We start from the raw sequence: 15,867 nt of genomic DNA, 5'->3' as shown, positions 1-15,867 counted from the left end.
GTGGGGGTGGGGTGGCGTGGGTCAGGAGGTCACGGTGAAGGTTTGGGCGATCGGGTTGAACAGGGTGTCCCGGCCCGTCTCCTCCTGCTCCGTCGGGAACACGACCTCCACCACCCACAGGTCCGTCCCCCGCGGCAACACCCGCGAGTACCGGGACCGCCGCAACGGCTCCTCCCGCCCCCCGGGCACGGTCGCCCGCTCCACCGTCCGGTAGCTGAACTGCACCGCCGGCTCCGGCCCCCCGACCGGCAACGGCTCCGCCTGTTCGATCACCTCGCCGAAGTACATGTCCTCCCCCCACCGCGACCGCACCAGCTCCAGGTAGTTCTCGATCTTCCGCCGCGGGTAGAAGTCCGGGAACCGCTGGACACTCACCTCGTAAACCCCGGTCGGTGCCACCAGGTGCACGACCGTGCTCGGCACCAGCCCCCTGTTCGTGCGCTGCTCCAGGAAACTCGTCCAGTCCGCCCCGACCTCGATCGTGAACTCCGCCCCCTGCTCGCCCTTCGCCGTCGCCGCCGACGCGGTGGTGGGCCGCAGCGACACCGTCGACGAGATCGCCGGCAGCGACGGCCCCGGCACCTCCGGCGGCGGCAGCAGCGACGCGCCGGCCAGGGTCCGCGTGATCGCGAACCCCGCACTGCCCCCGACCAGGAACAACACCACCGCGAACACCCCCACCACCCAGAACGGCGACGGCCTCGGCAGGGTGTGGGTGAACGGCAGGGGCCCGGGGTCGGCGGCCAACGGGGTGTCGCCGGGCACCGGGGTCTTCACCACCGGCGGGCGGACGATCTCCACCACCGGGCGGGTTTCGTCCGACGCCGGGAACACGTCGGTGCCCGGCTCCGGCAGCAACGGCCGCACGAAGCGGCGGACCTCGGACAACGGCATCCGCGCCGCCGGGTCCTTGGTCATCAAACCCGCCACCACGGGCGCCAACTCACCGCACACCGCCGCCGACGGGACCTCCCCGTGCACCACCTGGTTGATGGTCTGCAGCACGTTCGCGCCCTCGTACGGCTGCTGCCCGGTCATCGCCGCGAACAGCGAAGCACCCAACGACCACTGGTCCGCCGCCGGCGACACGGCACCCCCGGCCGCCACCTCCGGCGCGATGAACGCCGGCGTCCCCAGGGTGATCCCACGACTGGTCAAGGTGGCCTCGGCGACGTTGCGCGCGATGCCGAAGTCGGTGAGCTTCACCCGCCCGTCGTCGGCCACCAGCACGTTGCCCGGCTTCACGTCCCGGTGCGTGATCCCCGCCCGGTGCGCGGCCTCCAAAGCCGCAGCCACCGCATCGGCGACCACGGCACCCTGAACCGCCGAAAGCGGACCCCGCCGCCGCACCACATCCGCCAGCGATTCCGACGGCACCAGTTCCATCACCACGTACGGGTCGCCGTCGACCTGCTGAACGTCATAAAGCGTCACCACGTTCGGGTGAGCCAATTGCGCGACCGAGCGCGCCTCCCGCAGTGTGCGTTCCCGCAGCAACTCCGCCTCGGTCTCCGGGGTGCCCGGCGGCACCAGGACCTCCTTCACCGCGACGTCCCGGCGCAGCACCTCGTCGTGCGCGGCCCACACGGTGCCCATGGAGCCGCGGCCCAGGACGTGGTGCAGGCGGTAGCGGCCGGCGATCAGGCGCTCGGTTTCCACGAAGCACATTGTTCACCGCGCAAGACAGGCTCAAGGAGGCACTGGTAGACACGACTGCATCGGTCACGGCGGTGAACCTCACATAGCCGCCGAACTACTGCTGAGTAACACTGCGGAGCATGATGGAGCCGACTGGCGAACTGGCGCTGGCCGCCGAATTTTCTGCACCCGACCGGGAGCAGTGGCTGGAACTGGTCCAGGGCGTGCTCCGCAAGTCGGGCGCGGAGTTCGAGTCCCTGGTGACCACGACCTACGACGGCATCCGCCTCCAACCCCTCTACACCGCCGACGACACCGCGCCCGCCGCCGGTTTCCCCGGCCTGGCCCCGTTCACCCGGGGCGGCAAGCCGCAGGGCGCGGTCGAGGGCTGGGACGTCCGGCAGCTGCACCGGGTGGCCGACCGCAACGCGGTCATGGCCGACCTGGAGAACGGCGTCACGTCCCTCTGGCTCAAGACCCCGAAGGACGAGCTGGACGACGTCCTCGCCGAGGTCTACCTCGACCTCGCGCCGGTCGTCGTGGACGGTGGCGCGGACTTCCGGGCCACCGGCCTGGAGATGCTGCGGATCTGGGACCAGCGCCCGGTGCTGGCCAGTCAGGTCCGGGGCAACGTCGGCGCGGACCCGATCGGCGTCCAGGCCCGCACCGGTCAGCAAGCGGATCTGAAAGCCCTGAAGGACCTGGTCGAGAAGGCCGAGAACTTCCCCGAGCTGCGCGTGGTCGTGGTCGACGGCCTGCCGTTCCACGAGGCCGGCGGCTCGGACGCGCAGGAGCTTGGCGCTTCGCTCGCGGCGGGCGTGGCCTACCTGCGGGTGCTGACCGACCTCGGCCTCTCGCCGCAGAACGCCGTGCGGCTGCTGGAGTTCCGGTACGCGGCCACCGCCGACCAGTTCCTCACCATCGCCAAGTTCCGGGCCGCGCGCCGGCTGTGGGCGCGGGTCACCGAAGTCACGGGCGCGCCTGCCCCGCAGGTCCAGCACGCGGTCACCTCGCCGGCGATGATGACCCGCCGCGACCCGTGGGTGAACATGCTGCGCACCACGGTGGCCGCGTTCGGCGCGGGCGTGGGCGGCGCGGACTCGGTGACCGTGCTGCCGTTCGACCACGCGATCGGCCTGCCCGACGACTTCGCCCGCCGCATCGCCCGCAACACCCAGTCGCTGCTGCTGGAGGAGTCGCGGGTGGCGGGCGTGATCGACCCGGCCGGCGGCTCCTGGTACGTGGAGAAGCTGACCGACGACCTGGCGCACGCCGCCTGGGCGTGGTTCCGCGAGATCGAGGCCGCGGGCGGCCTGCCGAACGCGTTCCCGCTGGTGGCCGGCAAGATCGCCGAGACCTGGGCGAAGCGGTCCGAGAACCTGGCCGACCGCACCGACGCCATCACCGGCGTCAGCGAGTTCCCGAACCTCACCGAGCAGCCCGTCAAGCGCGAGAAAGCCCCGGAGGAGCCGTCCGGCGGCCTCCCGCGCATCCGGTACGCGCAAGCCTACGAAGCGCTGCGGGACGCCGCCGACGCCGCGCCGGAACGCCCGAAGGTCTTCCTGGCCACGCTGGGCCCGGTCGCCGCGCACACCGCGCGCGCCACGTTCGCCGCGAACCTGTTCCAGGCCGGCGGCATCGAGACCCCGGCCGCGGGCGCGACCAAGACCGTCGAGGACGTGGTCGAGGCCTTCCGGAAGTCGGGTGCCCGGATCGCCTGCCTGGCGGGCAGCGAGACCAGCTACGCCGAACTGGCCGCCCCGGTCGCCGACGCCCTGCGCGAAGCGGGTGCCGAACGGGTACTCCTGGCGGGCAAGAAGTCCGACGCCACCATCGACGAGTACGTCTACACCGGTTGTCCGGCGCTGCGGGTGCTGGAGCACACCTTCGAGTTCCTCGGAGTACAGCGATGATCCCGAACTTCGCCGACGTCGAGCTGGGCGAGCCGACCGCGGCCACCGCCGAGCAGTGGCAGGAGGCGCTGCACCAGACCACCGGCAAGGGCCCGGACGCGCTGGTGTGGGAGACGCCCGAGGGCATCGGCGTCAAGCCCGTCTACACCGCCGCCGACACCGAGGGCCTGGACTTCCTCGCCACCTACCCGGGCATCGCGCCGTTCCTGCGCGGCCCGTACCCGACGATGTACGTCAACCAGCCGTGGACCATCCGCCAGTACGCGGGCTTCTCCACGGCCGAGGAGTCCAACGCCTTCTACCGCCGCAACCTCGCGGCCGGCCAGAAGGGCCTGTCGGTCGCGTTCGACCTGGCCACCCACCGCGGCTACGACTCCGACCACCCGCGCGTGGCCGGCGACGTCGGCATGGCGGGCGTGGCGATCGACTCGATCTACGACATGCGCCAGCTCTTCGACGGCATCCCGCTGGACAAGATGTCGGTGTCCATGACGATGAACGGCGCGGTGCTGCCGGTGCTCGCGCTCTACGTCGTGGCGGCGGAGGAGCAGGGGGTGACGCCGGACCAGCTCGCGGGGACCATCCAGAACGACATCCTCAAGGAGTTCATGGTCCGCAACACCTACATCTACCCGCCGCAGCCGTCGATGCGGATCATCTCGGACATCTTCGCGTTCACCTCGCGGAACATGCCGAAGTTCAACTCCATCTCCATCTCCGGCTACCACATGCAGGAGGCCGGCGCGACGGCCGACCTGGAGCTGGCCTACACGCTCGCGGACGGTGTCGAGTACCTGCGGGCGGGCCGGGACGCGGGTCTGGACATCGACGCGTTCGCCCCGCGCCTGTCGTTCTTCTGGGCCATCGGCATGAACTTCTTCATGGAAGTGGCCAAGATGCGGGCCGCCCGCCTGCTGTGGGCGAAGCTGGTCAAGGGTTTCGACCCGAAGTCGCCGAAGTCGCTGAGCCTGCGCACGCACTGCCAGACCTCGGGCTGGTCGCTGACCGCGCAGGACGTGTTCAACAACGTGGCCCGCACGTGCGTGGAGGCGATGGCCGCCACCCAGGGCCACACCCAGTCCCTGCACACCAACGCGCTGGACGAGGCGCTGGCCCTGCCGACGGACTTCTCCGCGCGCATCGCCCGCAACACCCAGCTGCTGCTCCAGCAGGAGTCCGGCACCACCCGGGTGATCGACCCGTGGGGCGGCAGCGCGTTCGTCGAGCGCCTGACCCACGACCTCGCGCACCGCGCGTGGGCGCACATCACCGAGGTCGAGGCCGCGGGCGGCATGGCGCAGGCGATCGACGCGGGCATCCCGAAGCTGCGCATCGAGGAGGCCGCGGCCCGCACCCAGGCCCGCATCGACTCCGGCCGCCAGCCGGTGATCGGCGTGAACAAGTACCAGGTGGAGTTCGACGAGCAGATCGAGGTGCTCAAGGTCGACAACGCCGGCGTGCGCGCCCAGCAGCTGGCGAAGCTCCAGCGCCTGCGGGAAGAACGCGACCAGTCCGCTGTGGACAGTGCGCTCGACGCCCTGACCTACGCGGCTTCGGGTGACGGCAACCTGCTGGAGCTGGCCGTCGACGCGGCCCGCGCCAAGGCCACCGTCGGCGAGATCTCCGAGGCCCTGGGCAAGGTGTGGGGCCGGCACTCGGCGCAGATCCGCACGATCACCGGCGTCTACCGGGAGGAGGTCGGTTCGGTGTCCAACGTCGACGCGACCCGGCGGGTGGTCGACGAGTTCGCGGAGGCCGAAGGCCGCCGCCCGCGCATCCTGGTCGCCAAGATGGGCCAGGACGGCCACGACCGGGGCCAGAAGGTGATCGCGACCGCGTTCGCCGACCTCGGCTTCGACGTGGACGTCGGCCCGCTGTTCCAGACGCCGGACGAGGTCGCCCGCCAGGCCGTCGAGGCGGACGTCCACATCGTCGGCGTGTCCTCGCTGGCCGCCGGGCACCTCACGCTGGTGCCCGCGCTGCGCTCGGCGCTGGCCGAGCTGGGCCGCGAGGACATCATGATCGTGGTCGGCGGCGTCATCCCGCCGCAGGACTTCGACGACCTGCGCGCGGCGGGCGCGGCGGCGATCTTCCCGCCCGGCACGGTCATCGCCGACGCGGCCGGTGACCTGCTGAAGAAGCTGTCCGCGCAGCTCGGGCATGCCTAGGACGCCCGACGTCGGCGAGTACGCGAAGGGCGTGCTCGCAGGCGACCGGAGCACGCTCGCGCGGGCCATCACGCTGGTCGAGTCGACCCGCGCGGACCACCGGCGGCTCGCGCAGGAGCTGCTGGTGGAGCTGCTGCCGCACTCCGGCGGCGCGCACCGGATCGGCATCACGGGCGTGCCTGGCGTGGGCAAGTCGACGTTCATCGACGCGTTCGGGTCGATGCTGACCGAGCAGGGCCACCGGGTCGCGGTGCTGGCGGTGGACCCGTCGTCCACCCGGACCGGCGGGTCGATCCTGGGCGACAAGACCCGCATGGCGCGGCTGGCGGTGGACCCGGCGGCGTTCATCCGGCCGTCCCCGACCTCCGGGACGCTCGGCGGCGTCGCCAAGGCGACCCGCGAGACGATCGTGCTGGTCGAGGCGGCCGGGTTCGACGTGGTCCTGGTGGAGACGGTCGGCGTGGGCCAGTCCGAGGTGGCCGTGGCCAACATGACCGACTGCTCGCTGTTCCTGACCCTCGCGCGCACCGGCGACCAGCTCCAGGGCATCAAGAAGGGCGTGCTGGAGCTGGCCGACGTGATCGCGGTGAACAAGGCGGACGGGCCGTTCGAGCAGGACGCCCGCAAGGCGGCCCGGGAGCTGGCGGGCGCGCTGCGGTTGCTGCGCGCGCCGGACGCGGTGTGGAACCCGCCGGTGCTGACGTGCAGCGGGCTCACCGGGGCGGGGCTGGACACGGTCTGGCAGCAGATCGTCAAGCACCAGGCCGCGCTGCGGGACGCCGGAGAGCTGGCCGAGCGGCGCCGGCGCCAGCAGGTCGAGTGGACGTGGGCCATGGTCAACGACCAGCTGCTGACCGGTCTGCGCACGAACCCGGCGGTGAAGGCGCTGGTGCCGGAGCTGGAGCGGCAGGTGCGCGACGGGGAGCTGACGGCCACCCTGGCCGCGGAACGCATCCTTGCCGCGTTCACCGGGCGTGAGACAGGCACCGGTTTGGACGACCGCTGACCGAGGTAACCATCGGCTAGTCTTGGTGACCATGTGGCGATCTGTGCTCGCGGTGTGCCTCCTCGTGCTGGCCGGCGCCTTCACCGTGACGGGAGTGGCGAACGCCACAGACCACGTGCACGTCGCCGCCGTCCAGCCGACCGACACGGTCTCACCTGGGCCGGACATCAACGCGCCGCAGCAGCCGGACACCGGCGTGAACCCCGAGACGCGCAGGAAGTTGTGGATCGGTGGTATCGCGCTGGTCCTGTTCGCCCTCGTTTATTGGCGTAACAAGAAGCGGTGGGACAAGTGGCGGAAGGCCAAGAAGGGCTGACCGCTCGTCGTCCGGCCGCCGAACGGCGCGGGACCTGACTGCCTGGGGGTCGGGTCGCGGTCCGGTCGCAGGCTGCCGGCGTGGGGCTGTATCCCATTAGATGGGACGCGGCGGTCGTTATATGGTCTCCTGCCGTAGGAGCGCCTGCGCGGACTTGATCGGTCTGACCGAAACTCGCGCACCGCTTGGCGCAGCCGCGCGACCGGCCGGCGTTGATCAACGTCGTCGGCGCACGGCGTGTCGAACCGTGATGCAGGATGGACGCAAATGGGTACCGACTTCGAGGTGAGAACGCGCTCGGCCGTCGAGCGGTACTCGAATGCGCTGGTAGGACTGTCGCGCAGCATCCACGCCGAGCCCGAGTTGGCCTTCGCCGAGCACCGCAGCGCGGCCAAGGTGGCCGACCTGCTGGCCGCCGAGGGCTTCGAGGTCGAGCGCGGCGTGGCCGATCTGGAGACCGCGTTCACCGCCTCGTTCGGCTCCGGCGACCTCGTCCTGGGCCTGTGCGCGGAGTACGACGCGCTGCCCGAGGTCGGACATGCTTGCGGACACAACGTCATCGCCGCCGCGTCCGCCGGGGCCGCCCTCGCGCTGCGGGACGTGGCCGACGAACTGGGCCTCACCGTCCGGGTGATCGGAACGCCCGCCGAGGAGGTCGGCGGCGGCAAGGTCCTCATGCTGGAACGCGGCGTCTTCGACGACGTGTCCCTGTCGATGATGGTCCACCCCGCGCCCTACGAGGCCATCGCCGCCCGGTCGCTGGCCATCACCGACGTCGAGGTCCACTACTCGGGCAAGCCGTCGCACGCCGCCGCCGCGCCCCACCTGGGCGTGAACGCCGCCGACGCGATCACCGTCGCCCAGGTCGCCATCGGCCTGGCCCGCCAGCACCTGGAGCCCGGCCAGATGGTCAGCGGCATCGTCACGCGCGGCGGCACCGTCCCCAACGTCATCCCCGACCGCACGTCGGCCATGTTCGACCTGCGCGCGGAGGACATCGAGTCCCTGCACCGCCTGGAGCAGCGCATCAACCGCTGCTTCGAGGCGGGCGCCCTGGCCACCGGCTGCACCCACGAGGTCGTCAAGGTCTCGCCGGTCTACGCCGAACTCACCCCGGACCCCTGGCTGGCCGACGCCTACCGGCGCGCGGTCACCTCCCTCGGCCGCTCGCCGCTCAGCGCGGAGGAAGAGCGCGGCCGCAAGATCGGCAGCACCGACATGGGCAACATCACCAGGGCGCTGCCGGCCATCCACCCCACCATCGCCATCGACTGCGGAGACGCGGTGAACCACCAAATCGAGTTCGAGACCGCCTGTGCCTCGGCTTCGGCCGACCGAGCCGTGCTCGACGGAGCACTCGCCCTGGCCTGGACAACCATCGCCGCCGCGTCCGACGACGCGCAGCGTGCCCGGCTCGTGGGTGGTGCGGCATGACGGTCCTCGACTCGCGCCTGCCGTCGGGTGAGGAGGGCTCCGAGGTGCTGTTGACGGAACGCGGGGTGAGCATTGCCCCTGTGGAAGATCCGGGAGCGGGGCGCGGCCCCTCGTGGCTGGACGACTGGCTGACCGCCAACGCGTCCGAGGTGGTGGCCTGGCGCCGCCACATCCACGCCCACCCGGAACTGTCCCGCAAGGAGTTCGCCACCACCGAGCTGATCTCGGACGTCCTCCGGTCGGCCGGCCTCAAGCCCCGCGTCCTGCCCGGCGGCACCGGCCTGGTGTGCGACGTCGGCAGCGGTCCGCGGTGCGTGGCCCTGCGCGCCGACATCGACGCCCTCCCGGTCACCGAGAACACCGGCGCCCCGTACTCGTCCACAGTGGACGGAGTCGCGCACGCGTGTGGGCACGACGCCCACACGACGATTTTGTTGGGTGCCGCTTTGGCGCTGGCTTCGGCGACGGAACTCCCCGGTCGGGTGCGCTTGGTCTTCCAGCCGGCCGAGGAGGTCATGCCCGGTGGGGCGCTGGACGTGCTGGCGGCCGGTGGTCTCGATGGTGTGGAGCGCATCTTCGGCCTGCACTGCGACCCGAGGTTGCCGGTCGGCCGCATCGGCACCCGGATCGGCGCCATCACCTCCGCCAGCGACCTGCTCGAACTGCGCCTGACCTCGCCCGGCGGCCACACCTCCCGCCCGCACCTGACGGCGGACCTGGTGCACGCGCTGGGCACGGTGATCACCGGCCTGCCGACCCTCCTGTCCCGTCGTGTCGACCCTCGTTCGGGGACTGTGCTGGTCTGGGGCGCGGTGCACGCCGGCGAGGCCGCGAACGCGGTGCCGCAGGACGGGGTGCTGCGGGGGACGCTGCGGACCGGTGACCGGGACATCTGGGCCGAGCTGGAGCCGTTGATCAAGGAGTTGACCGGGGCTCTGCTGGCCCCGACGGGTGTCGGGTTCGACTTGCACCACAGGCGGGGCGTTCCCCCGGTGGTGAACGACCGCGAGTCGACCATGCTGCTCCGGGCCGGCATCGAGGCGGCACTGGGCGAGGACGCGCTGGCCGGCACCGAGCAGTCGTCGGGCGGTGAGGACTTCGGCTGGTACCTGGAGCACGTGCCGGGGTCTTTTGCTCGGCTCGGCGTGTGGAACGGCGTGGAGAAGCAGCGGGACCTGCACCAGCCCGGCTTCGACCTCGACGAGCGCGCCCTGCTCGTCGGCGTCCGCGTCATGGTCCACGCCGCCCTCGCCGCCCTGGCCTGACCGCGCTTCGCTCCCAAATGGAACGCGCTTCGCGCTCTGGAGCCGAACGCGCTTCGCGCTCTGGAGCCGAACGCGCTTCGCGCTCTCAAGATCAAAAGCCGGCTTGGAGGCCTCCGGGCCTGGACACAAGCGAAGAAGCCCGGGTGGCGCTGTGGCCTCGGCGGCCCGCTCCCGGCGCTGCGCGCCGAAAAACGTCGTGCGGGGCTGGTGGCCGGGGTGGGTTCCGGTCGGCCGGGTGCGCCTACGCTGGGTGCGTGAGCGTGGTCTTGTTGGCGGAGGACGATCCGGCTATCGCGGATCCGTTGTCGCGGGCCCTCCAGCGGGAGGGGTACCAGGTGCAGGTCGTGGGGGACGGGCCTGGGGCGTTGGAGGCGACCGCGCACGGTGGGGTCGACCTGCTCGTGCTCGACCTCGGGTTGCCGGGGATGGACGGGCTCGAGGTGTGCCGCCGGTTGCGGGCCGGGGGGCGCGGGGTGCCCGTGCTGATGCTCACCGCGCGGTCCGACGAGGTCGACTTCGTCGTCGGGCTGGACGCGGGCGCGGACGACTACGTGGCCAAGCCGTTCCGGTTGGCCGAGTTGATGGCTCGGATCCGGGCACTCCTGCGCCGCCGTGCGCCCGGGACGTTGGAGGTCAACGGGGTGCGGATGGACCTCGCGGCGCGCCGGGTCACGGTGGACGGGCAGGAGGTGCAGTTGGCGAACAAGGAGTTCGAACTGCTGCGCGTGCTGATCCAACGCGCCGGGCAGGTCGTGCACCGGGACGAGATCCTCTCCGAGGTCTGGAACGACCCGGAACTCAAGAGCAGCAAAACCCTCGACATGCACATGTCGTGGCTGCGGCGGAAGCTCGGGGACGTGCGGTCCGTCGAGCGGCGGATCGCGACCGTGCGCGGTGTCGGGTTCCGGTTCAACACCGCTGACTGATGCGCCGCCGCATACTGCGGGCCATCCTGCTCGCCGTCGCCGTCACCGGGTTCGCGCTCGGCATCCCCCTCGGCTACACCGCCCTGCGGCTGGTGGAGGACGGCGCGCGCGGTGACCTGTCGGTGCGGGCGCAGCGGATCGCCGCGACCATCGACGACCAAATCGCCACCGGCCTGCCGATCGACCTGGGGCCCGTCGAGGTGGGTGTGCCCGAGGGCGGTCACCTGGTGGTGACGTCGTCGAGCGGGCGCAAGGAGTTGGGGGCCTCGCCGGGGGCGGACCCGTTGTCGGTGGAGATCCCGATCGCCCAGCAGGGGACCGTGCGGCTGGAGATCCCGTCGGGGCCGATGCACACCTCCCAGTACCAGGTCGCGGCGCTGGTCGTGCTGCTCGTGGTGCTGTCGGTGGGCACCGGGACGGTCGTCGCCACGGTCACCGCGCGCAAGCTCGCCGCGCCCCTGCGGCACGTGGCGGTGCGGGCCGCCCGGCTGGGCGCGGGTGACTTCCGGCGCGACGACCGGCGCCACGGGGTGGAGGAGCTGGACCTGGTGGCCGAGGCGCTGGACCGGTCCGCCGGGGCGTTGGCGCTGCTGGTGCAGCGGGAGCGGGAGCTGGTCGGCGACGTGTCGCACCAGCTCCGCAGCCGGCTGACGGCGTTGCAGCTGCGGTTGGAGGGGTTGGCGGAGCACCCGGAGCCGGACACCGCGTCGGAGGCGCGGGCCGCCCTGGAGCAGGCGGAGCGGCTGGCCGAGGTGCTCAACGAGCTGCTGGCGGCGGCACGCGCGGCGCGGGCCGTGGGCGCGGAGCCGCTGGACCTGCGGGCCGCGTTGACCGAGATCGCCGAGGAGTGGCGGGAGCCGTTGCGGGGCAAGGGCCGTGCTCTGCGGGTCCGGGTGCCGGAGGGGTTGTTGGCGCGGGCGACCCCGGCCCGGTTGCGGGAGGCGATCGGGGTGTTGTTGGACAACGCCCTGCGGCACGGCGAGGGCCAGGTCGTCGTGTCCGCGCGCCGGGACGAGGGGACCGTGGTGGTCGAGGTCGCCGACGGCGGCGTGGGCGTGCCGGACGAGCTGGCCGGGCACATCTTCGAGCGCGGTGTCTCGGGCGGCGGGTCGACCGGCGTGGGCCTGGCGCTGGCGCGGGCGCTCGTGGACGCGGACGGCGGGCGGCTCGAACTGTCCACCGCCCGGCCCGCGACGTTCGCCGTCTACCTGCCGGTGCCCAAGGCCGACGACGTGGTGAGCGTGACCTGGCGGTCGGATCCCACGCCCCGGTAGCGGCCCCGTTGGCGGACCGACCTCACGACCCGGTGGCGGGTTCGCCGGCCGGTGGGTCGGTGGGGGTGCCGGAGGCGGTGGCGGCCGGGACCGGTTGGGTCTGGTCGGCTGCCTGTTCCGCGTTCTCCGGCTGCTGCGGTTGCTCGGGTTGGGGGAGGAGGCCGACCGCGCCGCGCACGACCTGCGCCCACACCAGGCGGCCGAACAGGTAGTGGCAGGCCACGTCCTCGCTGGTGAAGCGGGCCCAGTCGTAGCGGTTGCCCTGCTCGCGCCAGAAGACCTCGAAGCCCTCGTCGTCGCGGACCAGGCACCACGTGTTGTCCGCCTCGGCCCCGATCGACACGACCTCCGCGGGCACGCCCACGGCCAGCAGCCAGCCCTGGATGGACTCGGCGTTCATCGAACCTCCTCCAGGTACCCGAGGGCGACCAGTTCGGCCACCGGGTAGGTCGTCCGGTACCGCACCCCGCCGCCGGGCTGCCCGAACCACTCGGCGGACAGCGTGAACCACACCGGCAGCTCGCGGACCACCCGGTAGCGGTGGTAGCCGGCGTCCAGCGCGGCGGGCGGCAGGGACCGCTCGGCGAACGGCGTGCCCAGCTCGGACAGCACCCGGCCCTCGGGCGTGCCGAACCGGTCCAGCTCGACGCCCTCCGCCAGCACGCCGGGCTGACCCGCCTCGTACCCGCCCTCGGGGAACAGCTCGCCGGGCGGCCACGCGTACTCCGGCGGGTCGGCGCGGACGAGGAACCGCCGGTCCCAGTCGCGTTCGTGCATGCCGGCCTGGGGGTCGTGGCCGTCGAGGAGCGCCGGGTCGGGCTCGCCGGCCGGACCGTGGACGAACCTCGGCAGCGGCCGCGCGGACGCGTCGACCAGGTCGCCGTCGGGGTGCCCCTGCGGCTCGAACCGCAGGCCCGAGGCGAACTCCTGCTCCTCGGACGGGGTCGGCAACTGGCGCGCGGGGGTGCGCCGGGCGGGCGGCAGGGTGCCGCCGGGGAACATGTGCAGCAGGAACAGCGCGACCGACTCGTCGCTGGGCTCGGCGGTCTGCGCGGGCTTCTGCGGTGCGCCGGGCAGTTCCATCGACACCGCCGGACCCGTCCCCAGCACGCCGGACATCGAGCCGAACCCGCCGGCCGGGTAGCCCTGGCCGGTGCCGACGTACCCCTGGGCGGGGGCGCCGGTCGCCGCCTGGCCGGGCACCCAGCCCGGCAGGAAGCCCTGCGCCTGGCCGCCGCGCACCAGGACGTCGCGGGCCAGGGGGAGGACGGCGAGCCCGTAGGCGGCCTGTTCGGCGGCCTTCGCGGCGTCCTTGACCGGGTCCTTGGCGGCGGCAGCGTCCTTCGCCTGTCCCGACTGCCCCGACTGGTTCTGCCCGGACTGGTTCTGGCTCTGGTTGCCCTGCGGGCTCTGGTTCTGGTTCTGCGGTGTGGTCTGGCCCTGGTTGGCGCTCTGCCCCGCCTGGGCCGAACCCCCTTGAGCGGCACCGGACGCCGAACCCGAAGCGGAACCTGAAGCCGCACCGGGAGCGGAACCTGAAGCCGCACCGGCCTGGCCGGCCGTGGCCGCCGGCTGGCCGGTGACCTGGCCCGCGCGTGCCGCCTGCTGCGCCGCCGCGCCCTGCGCCTGCCCCTGGGCAGCCGCCGTGGACTGGGCCGCGGCCGCCGCACCACTCGCCGCCGCACCAGCCGCCGGCGCGGACGCACCGCCACCGCTCACGCCACCAAGGCCAGGGCCGCCAAGACCACCGCTCGGGCCGCCAAGACCGCCGCCGAGGCCACCACCGGGACCACCGACACCGGGTCCCTGGGGCGTGCCGGGTGCCTGGGCCGCGGGCTGGGCAGGTCCGTGCGGGGTGTCCGTGGGCAGCAAGGGCCGGTCCATGACCACCGCCGCCGACTGCGTCACGGTGTCCGCCGCGCGGCCGACCGTTTCCACGACCGGCTGGGCCGGGCCGTTGCCGAGCACCGGCGAGACGATCTGCTCCACCAGGCCGGGAGCCGCCTGCGGGCGTCCCGGGGCGTCGGTGCGGCCGTGCGGACCGCCGTGCCGGCCGTCGTTGCCGTGGGGACCGTCCTGGCCGGGAGGACCGCCGGGCAGCACGTCCGCCACGCCCTGCACGGTCCGGCCGACCGTGTCCGTCGCGCCCTGGGCGGTGTCGCCGACGACCTCCACCGCGCCCTGCACGACCTGGCCGGTCGTGTCGAGCACCGGGTTCACGACCCCCGCCACGGGCGCCGCGACCGTCTCGACCACCCGGCCGAGGAGCCCACCGCCCTGACCGCCCTGACCCGGCTGGCCGTGGCCACCCGGTTGACCGGCCGGAGCCTGGCTCTGGCCGCCGTCGAGGACGCCGCCCAGCAGACCACCCTGGCCGGGCTGTCCGCCGAGCAGTCCACCGCCGCCCAGCGGACCACCGCCGCCCAGCAAGCCACCGGGCTGGCCGCCGGCACCCGGTTGAGCGCCGGGCTGAGCGCCGGGAGCGCCCGTGCCGCGACCGTCGGAAGGGCCACCGGGACCGGCCGGTGCGTCACCGGAAGGGCCGTGCACGCCGGGGTTCACGTCCAGCAGCGGCCGACCACCGATCTGGACCCCGCTGTCCAGCCGCACCGCGTTGGTCAGCGTGTCCGTCAGGTGCGCCACGTTGGCCGCCGCACCCCGCACCGCCGTGTCCAGCCCCAGCAACGCGGTCGGGTGACCCGCGGCGGCGGCCTGGTTGGCGGCGTCGTTGTTCTTGGCCAGGTTGACCAGTTCCCGCACCAGTTCGACCTTGGCCGCGCCGACCTGCTGGGCCGCGTGGTCCAACCGGTCGGCGGCGGCGTTGCAGCCCCGGACGGCCTGGTCGAGCTTGCCGTCCGGGCCGGTGAACGCCGTCCAGTGGCGGCGGGCCGCGTCGCCGGCTTCGCCGGTCAGGCCGGTCAGCGCCCGGGACGCCGCGCCGTCGGACTCGCCGGCCAGCGCGGAGAGCCTGGTGCCGGCCTCCCGCCACGCGGTCGCGGAGGAGCGCAGCGCGTCCTCGTCGGCCTGCGGCCAGGTCACGCCCGCCTTGGCGGCGACCTCGGCCAGTTCGGCCGGCAGCTCGATGCCCATGCCCTGCCCCTTTAGATCGCGCCGAAGGAGGTGCTGGTGCCGTCTTCCGCCGCGCGGTAGGTGCGGGCGGTCTCGGTGAGGCGTTCGCCGATGCCCGTGAACTCGCGCCCGAGGTCGCCGAGGCGGCTCAGGGCGTCGCCGGCCGGCTGGACGTGCGAGGAGGCGAAGCTCTGCCCGATGGCGTCGGCGCCCCAGCAGGCGCCGAACGAGTCGAGCAGGCCGCCCAGGTCGCCGAAGATCGTGCCGGCCCGCTCGGCGAACGCGCCGAAGTCGCCGGCGCCGGCGGTCAGCTTGGCGAGGTCGGTCTCGAAACCGCTCATCTCGGTCCCCCGGTGTGCTCGACGTTCAGCCAGTCGCGCTGCTCGAAGTCCTCGTCGTCCTCGACGACCCGGGGCCGCTTGGGCGCGGGCGGCGCGATCTCCTCCGGGCGGAGGTCGGCGGTGCCGCGCAGGAGGGCTTCGGGGTCGGTCCCGGCGGGCAGCACCGGGGCCATCGCCCGGTAGGCCCGCTCGGCGGCCTGGGCGGCGGCGTCCTGGGTCGTCCGCACGATCACCTGGGCGAGCTGGGCGGGCCGCATCCGGTAGGCGGCGTCGGTCAGCTCCAGGTCGGTCAGCGTGCCCTGGGCGCCGACGATCGCGGTGACCGAGCCGTCCGGGCTGGTCGCGGACGCGCTCACCTTCGCGAGGTCGCGCTGCACGGACGCGAGCTGGTCCCGGCTGCGGCGGTAGTCCGCCAGCAGTTCGTCCACCTGGGCTCGGTGATCGGTCGTCACGGCCACCTCCGGTCTGCGCCGTCGCCGGGCATGGTCGTCGGTCGCGCGTTGGACGTTACGACCCC

Annotated in this window: 12 protein-coding genes and 1 pseudogene; 8 read left to right on the top strand and 5 right to left on the bottom strand. The window is 73.1% G+C overall.

Going from position 1 to position 15,867, the window contains the following annotated elements; all coding sequences use genetic code 11:
• Window positions 1–21: 21 nt before the first annotated feature.
• On the bottom strand, window positions 22–1,659 hold the full coding sequence (locus RIN75_RS14675) for a serine/threonine-protein kinase (RefSeq protein ID WP_375295956.1): 1,638 nt from the start codon (window positions 1,657–1,659) through the stop codon (window positions 22–24).
• A 122-nt stretch (window positions 1,660–1,781) separates the two neighbouring features.
• Here RIN75_RS14675 and RIN75_RS14670 point away from each other — a divergent pair, with 122 nt between their 5' ends.
• From RIN75_RS14670 to RIN75_RS14635, 8 genes are all read left to right on the top strand, one after another.
• Complete coding sequence (locus tag RIN75_RS14670; RefSeq protein ID WP_309112518.1) at window positions 1,782–3,551, top strand: methylmalonyl-CoA mutase family protein; 1,770 nt, start codon at window positions 1,782–1,784, stop codon at window positions 3,549–3,551.
• The gene (scpA, locus tag RIN75_RS14665) at window positions 3,548–5,719 is read left to right on the top strand and encodes a methylmalonyl-CoA mutase (RefSeq protein WP_309112450.1); all 2,172 of its coding nucleotides are present in this window, start codon (window positions 3,548–3,550) and stop codon (window positions 5,717–5,719) included. Before RIN75_RS14670 ends, scpA begins: the two co-directional genes overlap by 4 nt.
• Window positions 5,712–6,725 (top strand): methylmalonyl Co-A mutase-associated GTPase MeaB, encoded by a 1,014-nt coding sequence (gene meaB, locus RIN75_RS14660; protein WP_309112449.1) that lies wholly within the window; start codon window positions 5,712–5,714, stop codon window positions 6,723–6,725. Before scpA ends, meaB begins: the two co-directional genes overlap by 8 nt.
• Before the next feature lie 31 nt (window positions 6,726–6,756).
• Window positions 6,757–7,041, top strand: coding sequence for a hypothetical protein (locus RIN75_RS14655; RefSeq protein ID WP_309112448.1), 285 nt, complete (start codon window positions 6,757–6,759; stop codon window positions 7,039–7,041).
• Window positions 7,042–7,308: 267 nt separating this feature from the next.
• A complete protein-coding gene (locus tag RIN75_RS14650) occupies window positions 7,309–8,475 on the top strand; it encodes a M20 family metallopeptidase (RefSeq protein WP_309112447.1) in 1,167 nt (388 codons plus the stop codon).
• A complete protein-coding gene (locus RIN75_RS14645) occupies window positions 8,472–9,740 on the top strand; it encodes an amidohydrolase (protein WP_309112446.1) in 1,269 nt (422 codons plus the stop codon). Before RIN75_RS14650 ends, RIN75_RS14645 begins: the two co-directional genes overlap by 4 nt.
• A 254-nt stretch (window positions 9,741–9,994) precedes the next feature.
• A complete protein-coding gene (locus tag RIN75_RS14640; protein ID WP_309112445.1) occupies window positions 9,995–10,666 on the top strand; it encodes a response regulator transcription factor in 672 nt (223 codons plus the stop codon).
• Window positions 10,666–11,940, top strand: a complete 1,275-nt coding sequence (locus RIN75_RS14635; RefSeq protein WP_309112444.1) for an ATP-binding protein — start codon at window positions 10,666–10,668, stop codon at window positions 11,938–11,940. Before RIN75_RS14640 ends, RIN75_RS14635 begins: the two co-directional genes overlap by 1 nt.
• 151 nt (window positions 11,941–12,091) lie before the next feature.
• Here RIN75_RS14635 and RIN75_RS14630 read toward each other — a convergent pair.
• The 4 genes and pseudogenes from RIN75_RS14630 to RIN75_RS14615 all read right to left on the bottom strand — a co-directional run.
• Window positions 12,092–12,340 (bottom strand): annotated as a pseudogene (locus RIN75_RS14630) (hypothetical protein); the annotation flags it as partial.
• Complete coding sequence (locus tag RIN75_RS14625; RefSeq protein WP_309112443.1) at window positions 12,337–15,030, bottom strand: TNT domain-containing protein; 2,694 nt, start codon at window positions 15,028–15,030, stop codon at window positions 12,337–12,339. The pseudogene RIN75_RS14630 and the gene RIN75_RS14625, both read right to left, overlap by 4 nt.
• A gap of 11 nt (window positions 15,031–15,041) precedes the next feature.
• Complete coding sequence (locus RIN75_RS14620; protein WP_309112442.1) at window positions 15,042–15,350, bottom strand: hypothetical protein; 309 nt, start codon at window positions 15,348–15,350, stop codon at window positions 15,042–15,044.
• Complete coding sequence (locus tag RIN75_RS14615) at window positions 15,347–15,802, bottom strand: YbaB/EbfC family nucleoid-associated protein (protein ID WP_309112441.1); 456 nt, start codon at window positions 15,800–15,802, stop codon at window positions 15,347–15,349. Before RIN75_RS14615 ends, RIN75_RS14620 begins: the two co-directional genes overlap by 4 nt.
• Window positions 15,803–15,867: the final 65 nt, after the last annotated feature.

This window comes from Saccharothrix sp. (assembly GCF_031180885.1).
Classification (GTDB): domain Bacteria; phylum Actinomycetota; class Actinomycetes; order Mycobacteriales; family Pseudonocardiaceae; genus Actinosynnema.
Note: the sequence above shows the minus strand (reverse complement) of the source record. Positions and strands in the feature narration are given on the sequence as shown.

Bases quoted from the DNA above. Each gene is read 5' to 3' on its own strand.
- RIN75_RS14670 (WP_309112518.1), top strand. From the start codon at position 1,782: ATGGAGCCGACTGGCGAACTGGCGCTGGCCGCCGAATTTTCTGCACCC.
- scpA (WP_309112450.1), top strand. From the start codon at position 3,548: ATGATCCCGAACTTCGCCGACGTCGAGCTGGGCGAGCCGACCGCGGCC.
- meaB (WP_309112449.1), top strand. From the start codon at position 5,712: ATGCCTAGGACGCCCGACGTCGGCGAGTACGCGAAGGGCGTGCTCGCA.
- RIN75_RS14655 (WP_309112448.1), top strand. From the start codon at position 6,757: ATGTGGCGATCTGTGCTCGCGGTGTGCCTCCTCGTGCTGGCCGGCGCC.
- RIN75_RS14650 (WP_309112447.1), top strand. From the start codon at position 7,309: ATGGGTACCGACTTCGAGGTGAGAACGCGCTCGGCCGTCGAGCGGTAC.
- RIN75_RS14645 (WP_309112446.1), top strand. From the start codon at position 8,472: ATGACGGTCCTCGACTCGCGCCTGCCGTCGGGTGAGGAGGGCTCCGAG.
- RIN75_RS14635 (WP_309112444.1), top strand. From the start codon at position 10,666: ATGCGCCGCCGCATACTGCGGGCCATCCTGCTCGCCGTCGCCGTCACC.
- RIN75_RS14625 (WP_309112443.1), bottom strand. From the start codon at position 15,030: ATGGGCATCGAGCTGCCGGCCGAACTGGCCGAGGTCGCCGCCAAGGCG.
- RIN75_RS14620 (WP_309112442.1), bottom strand. From the start codon at position 15,350: ATGAGCGGTTTCGAGACCGACCTCGCCAAGCTGACCGCCGGCGCCGGC.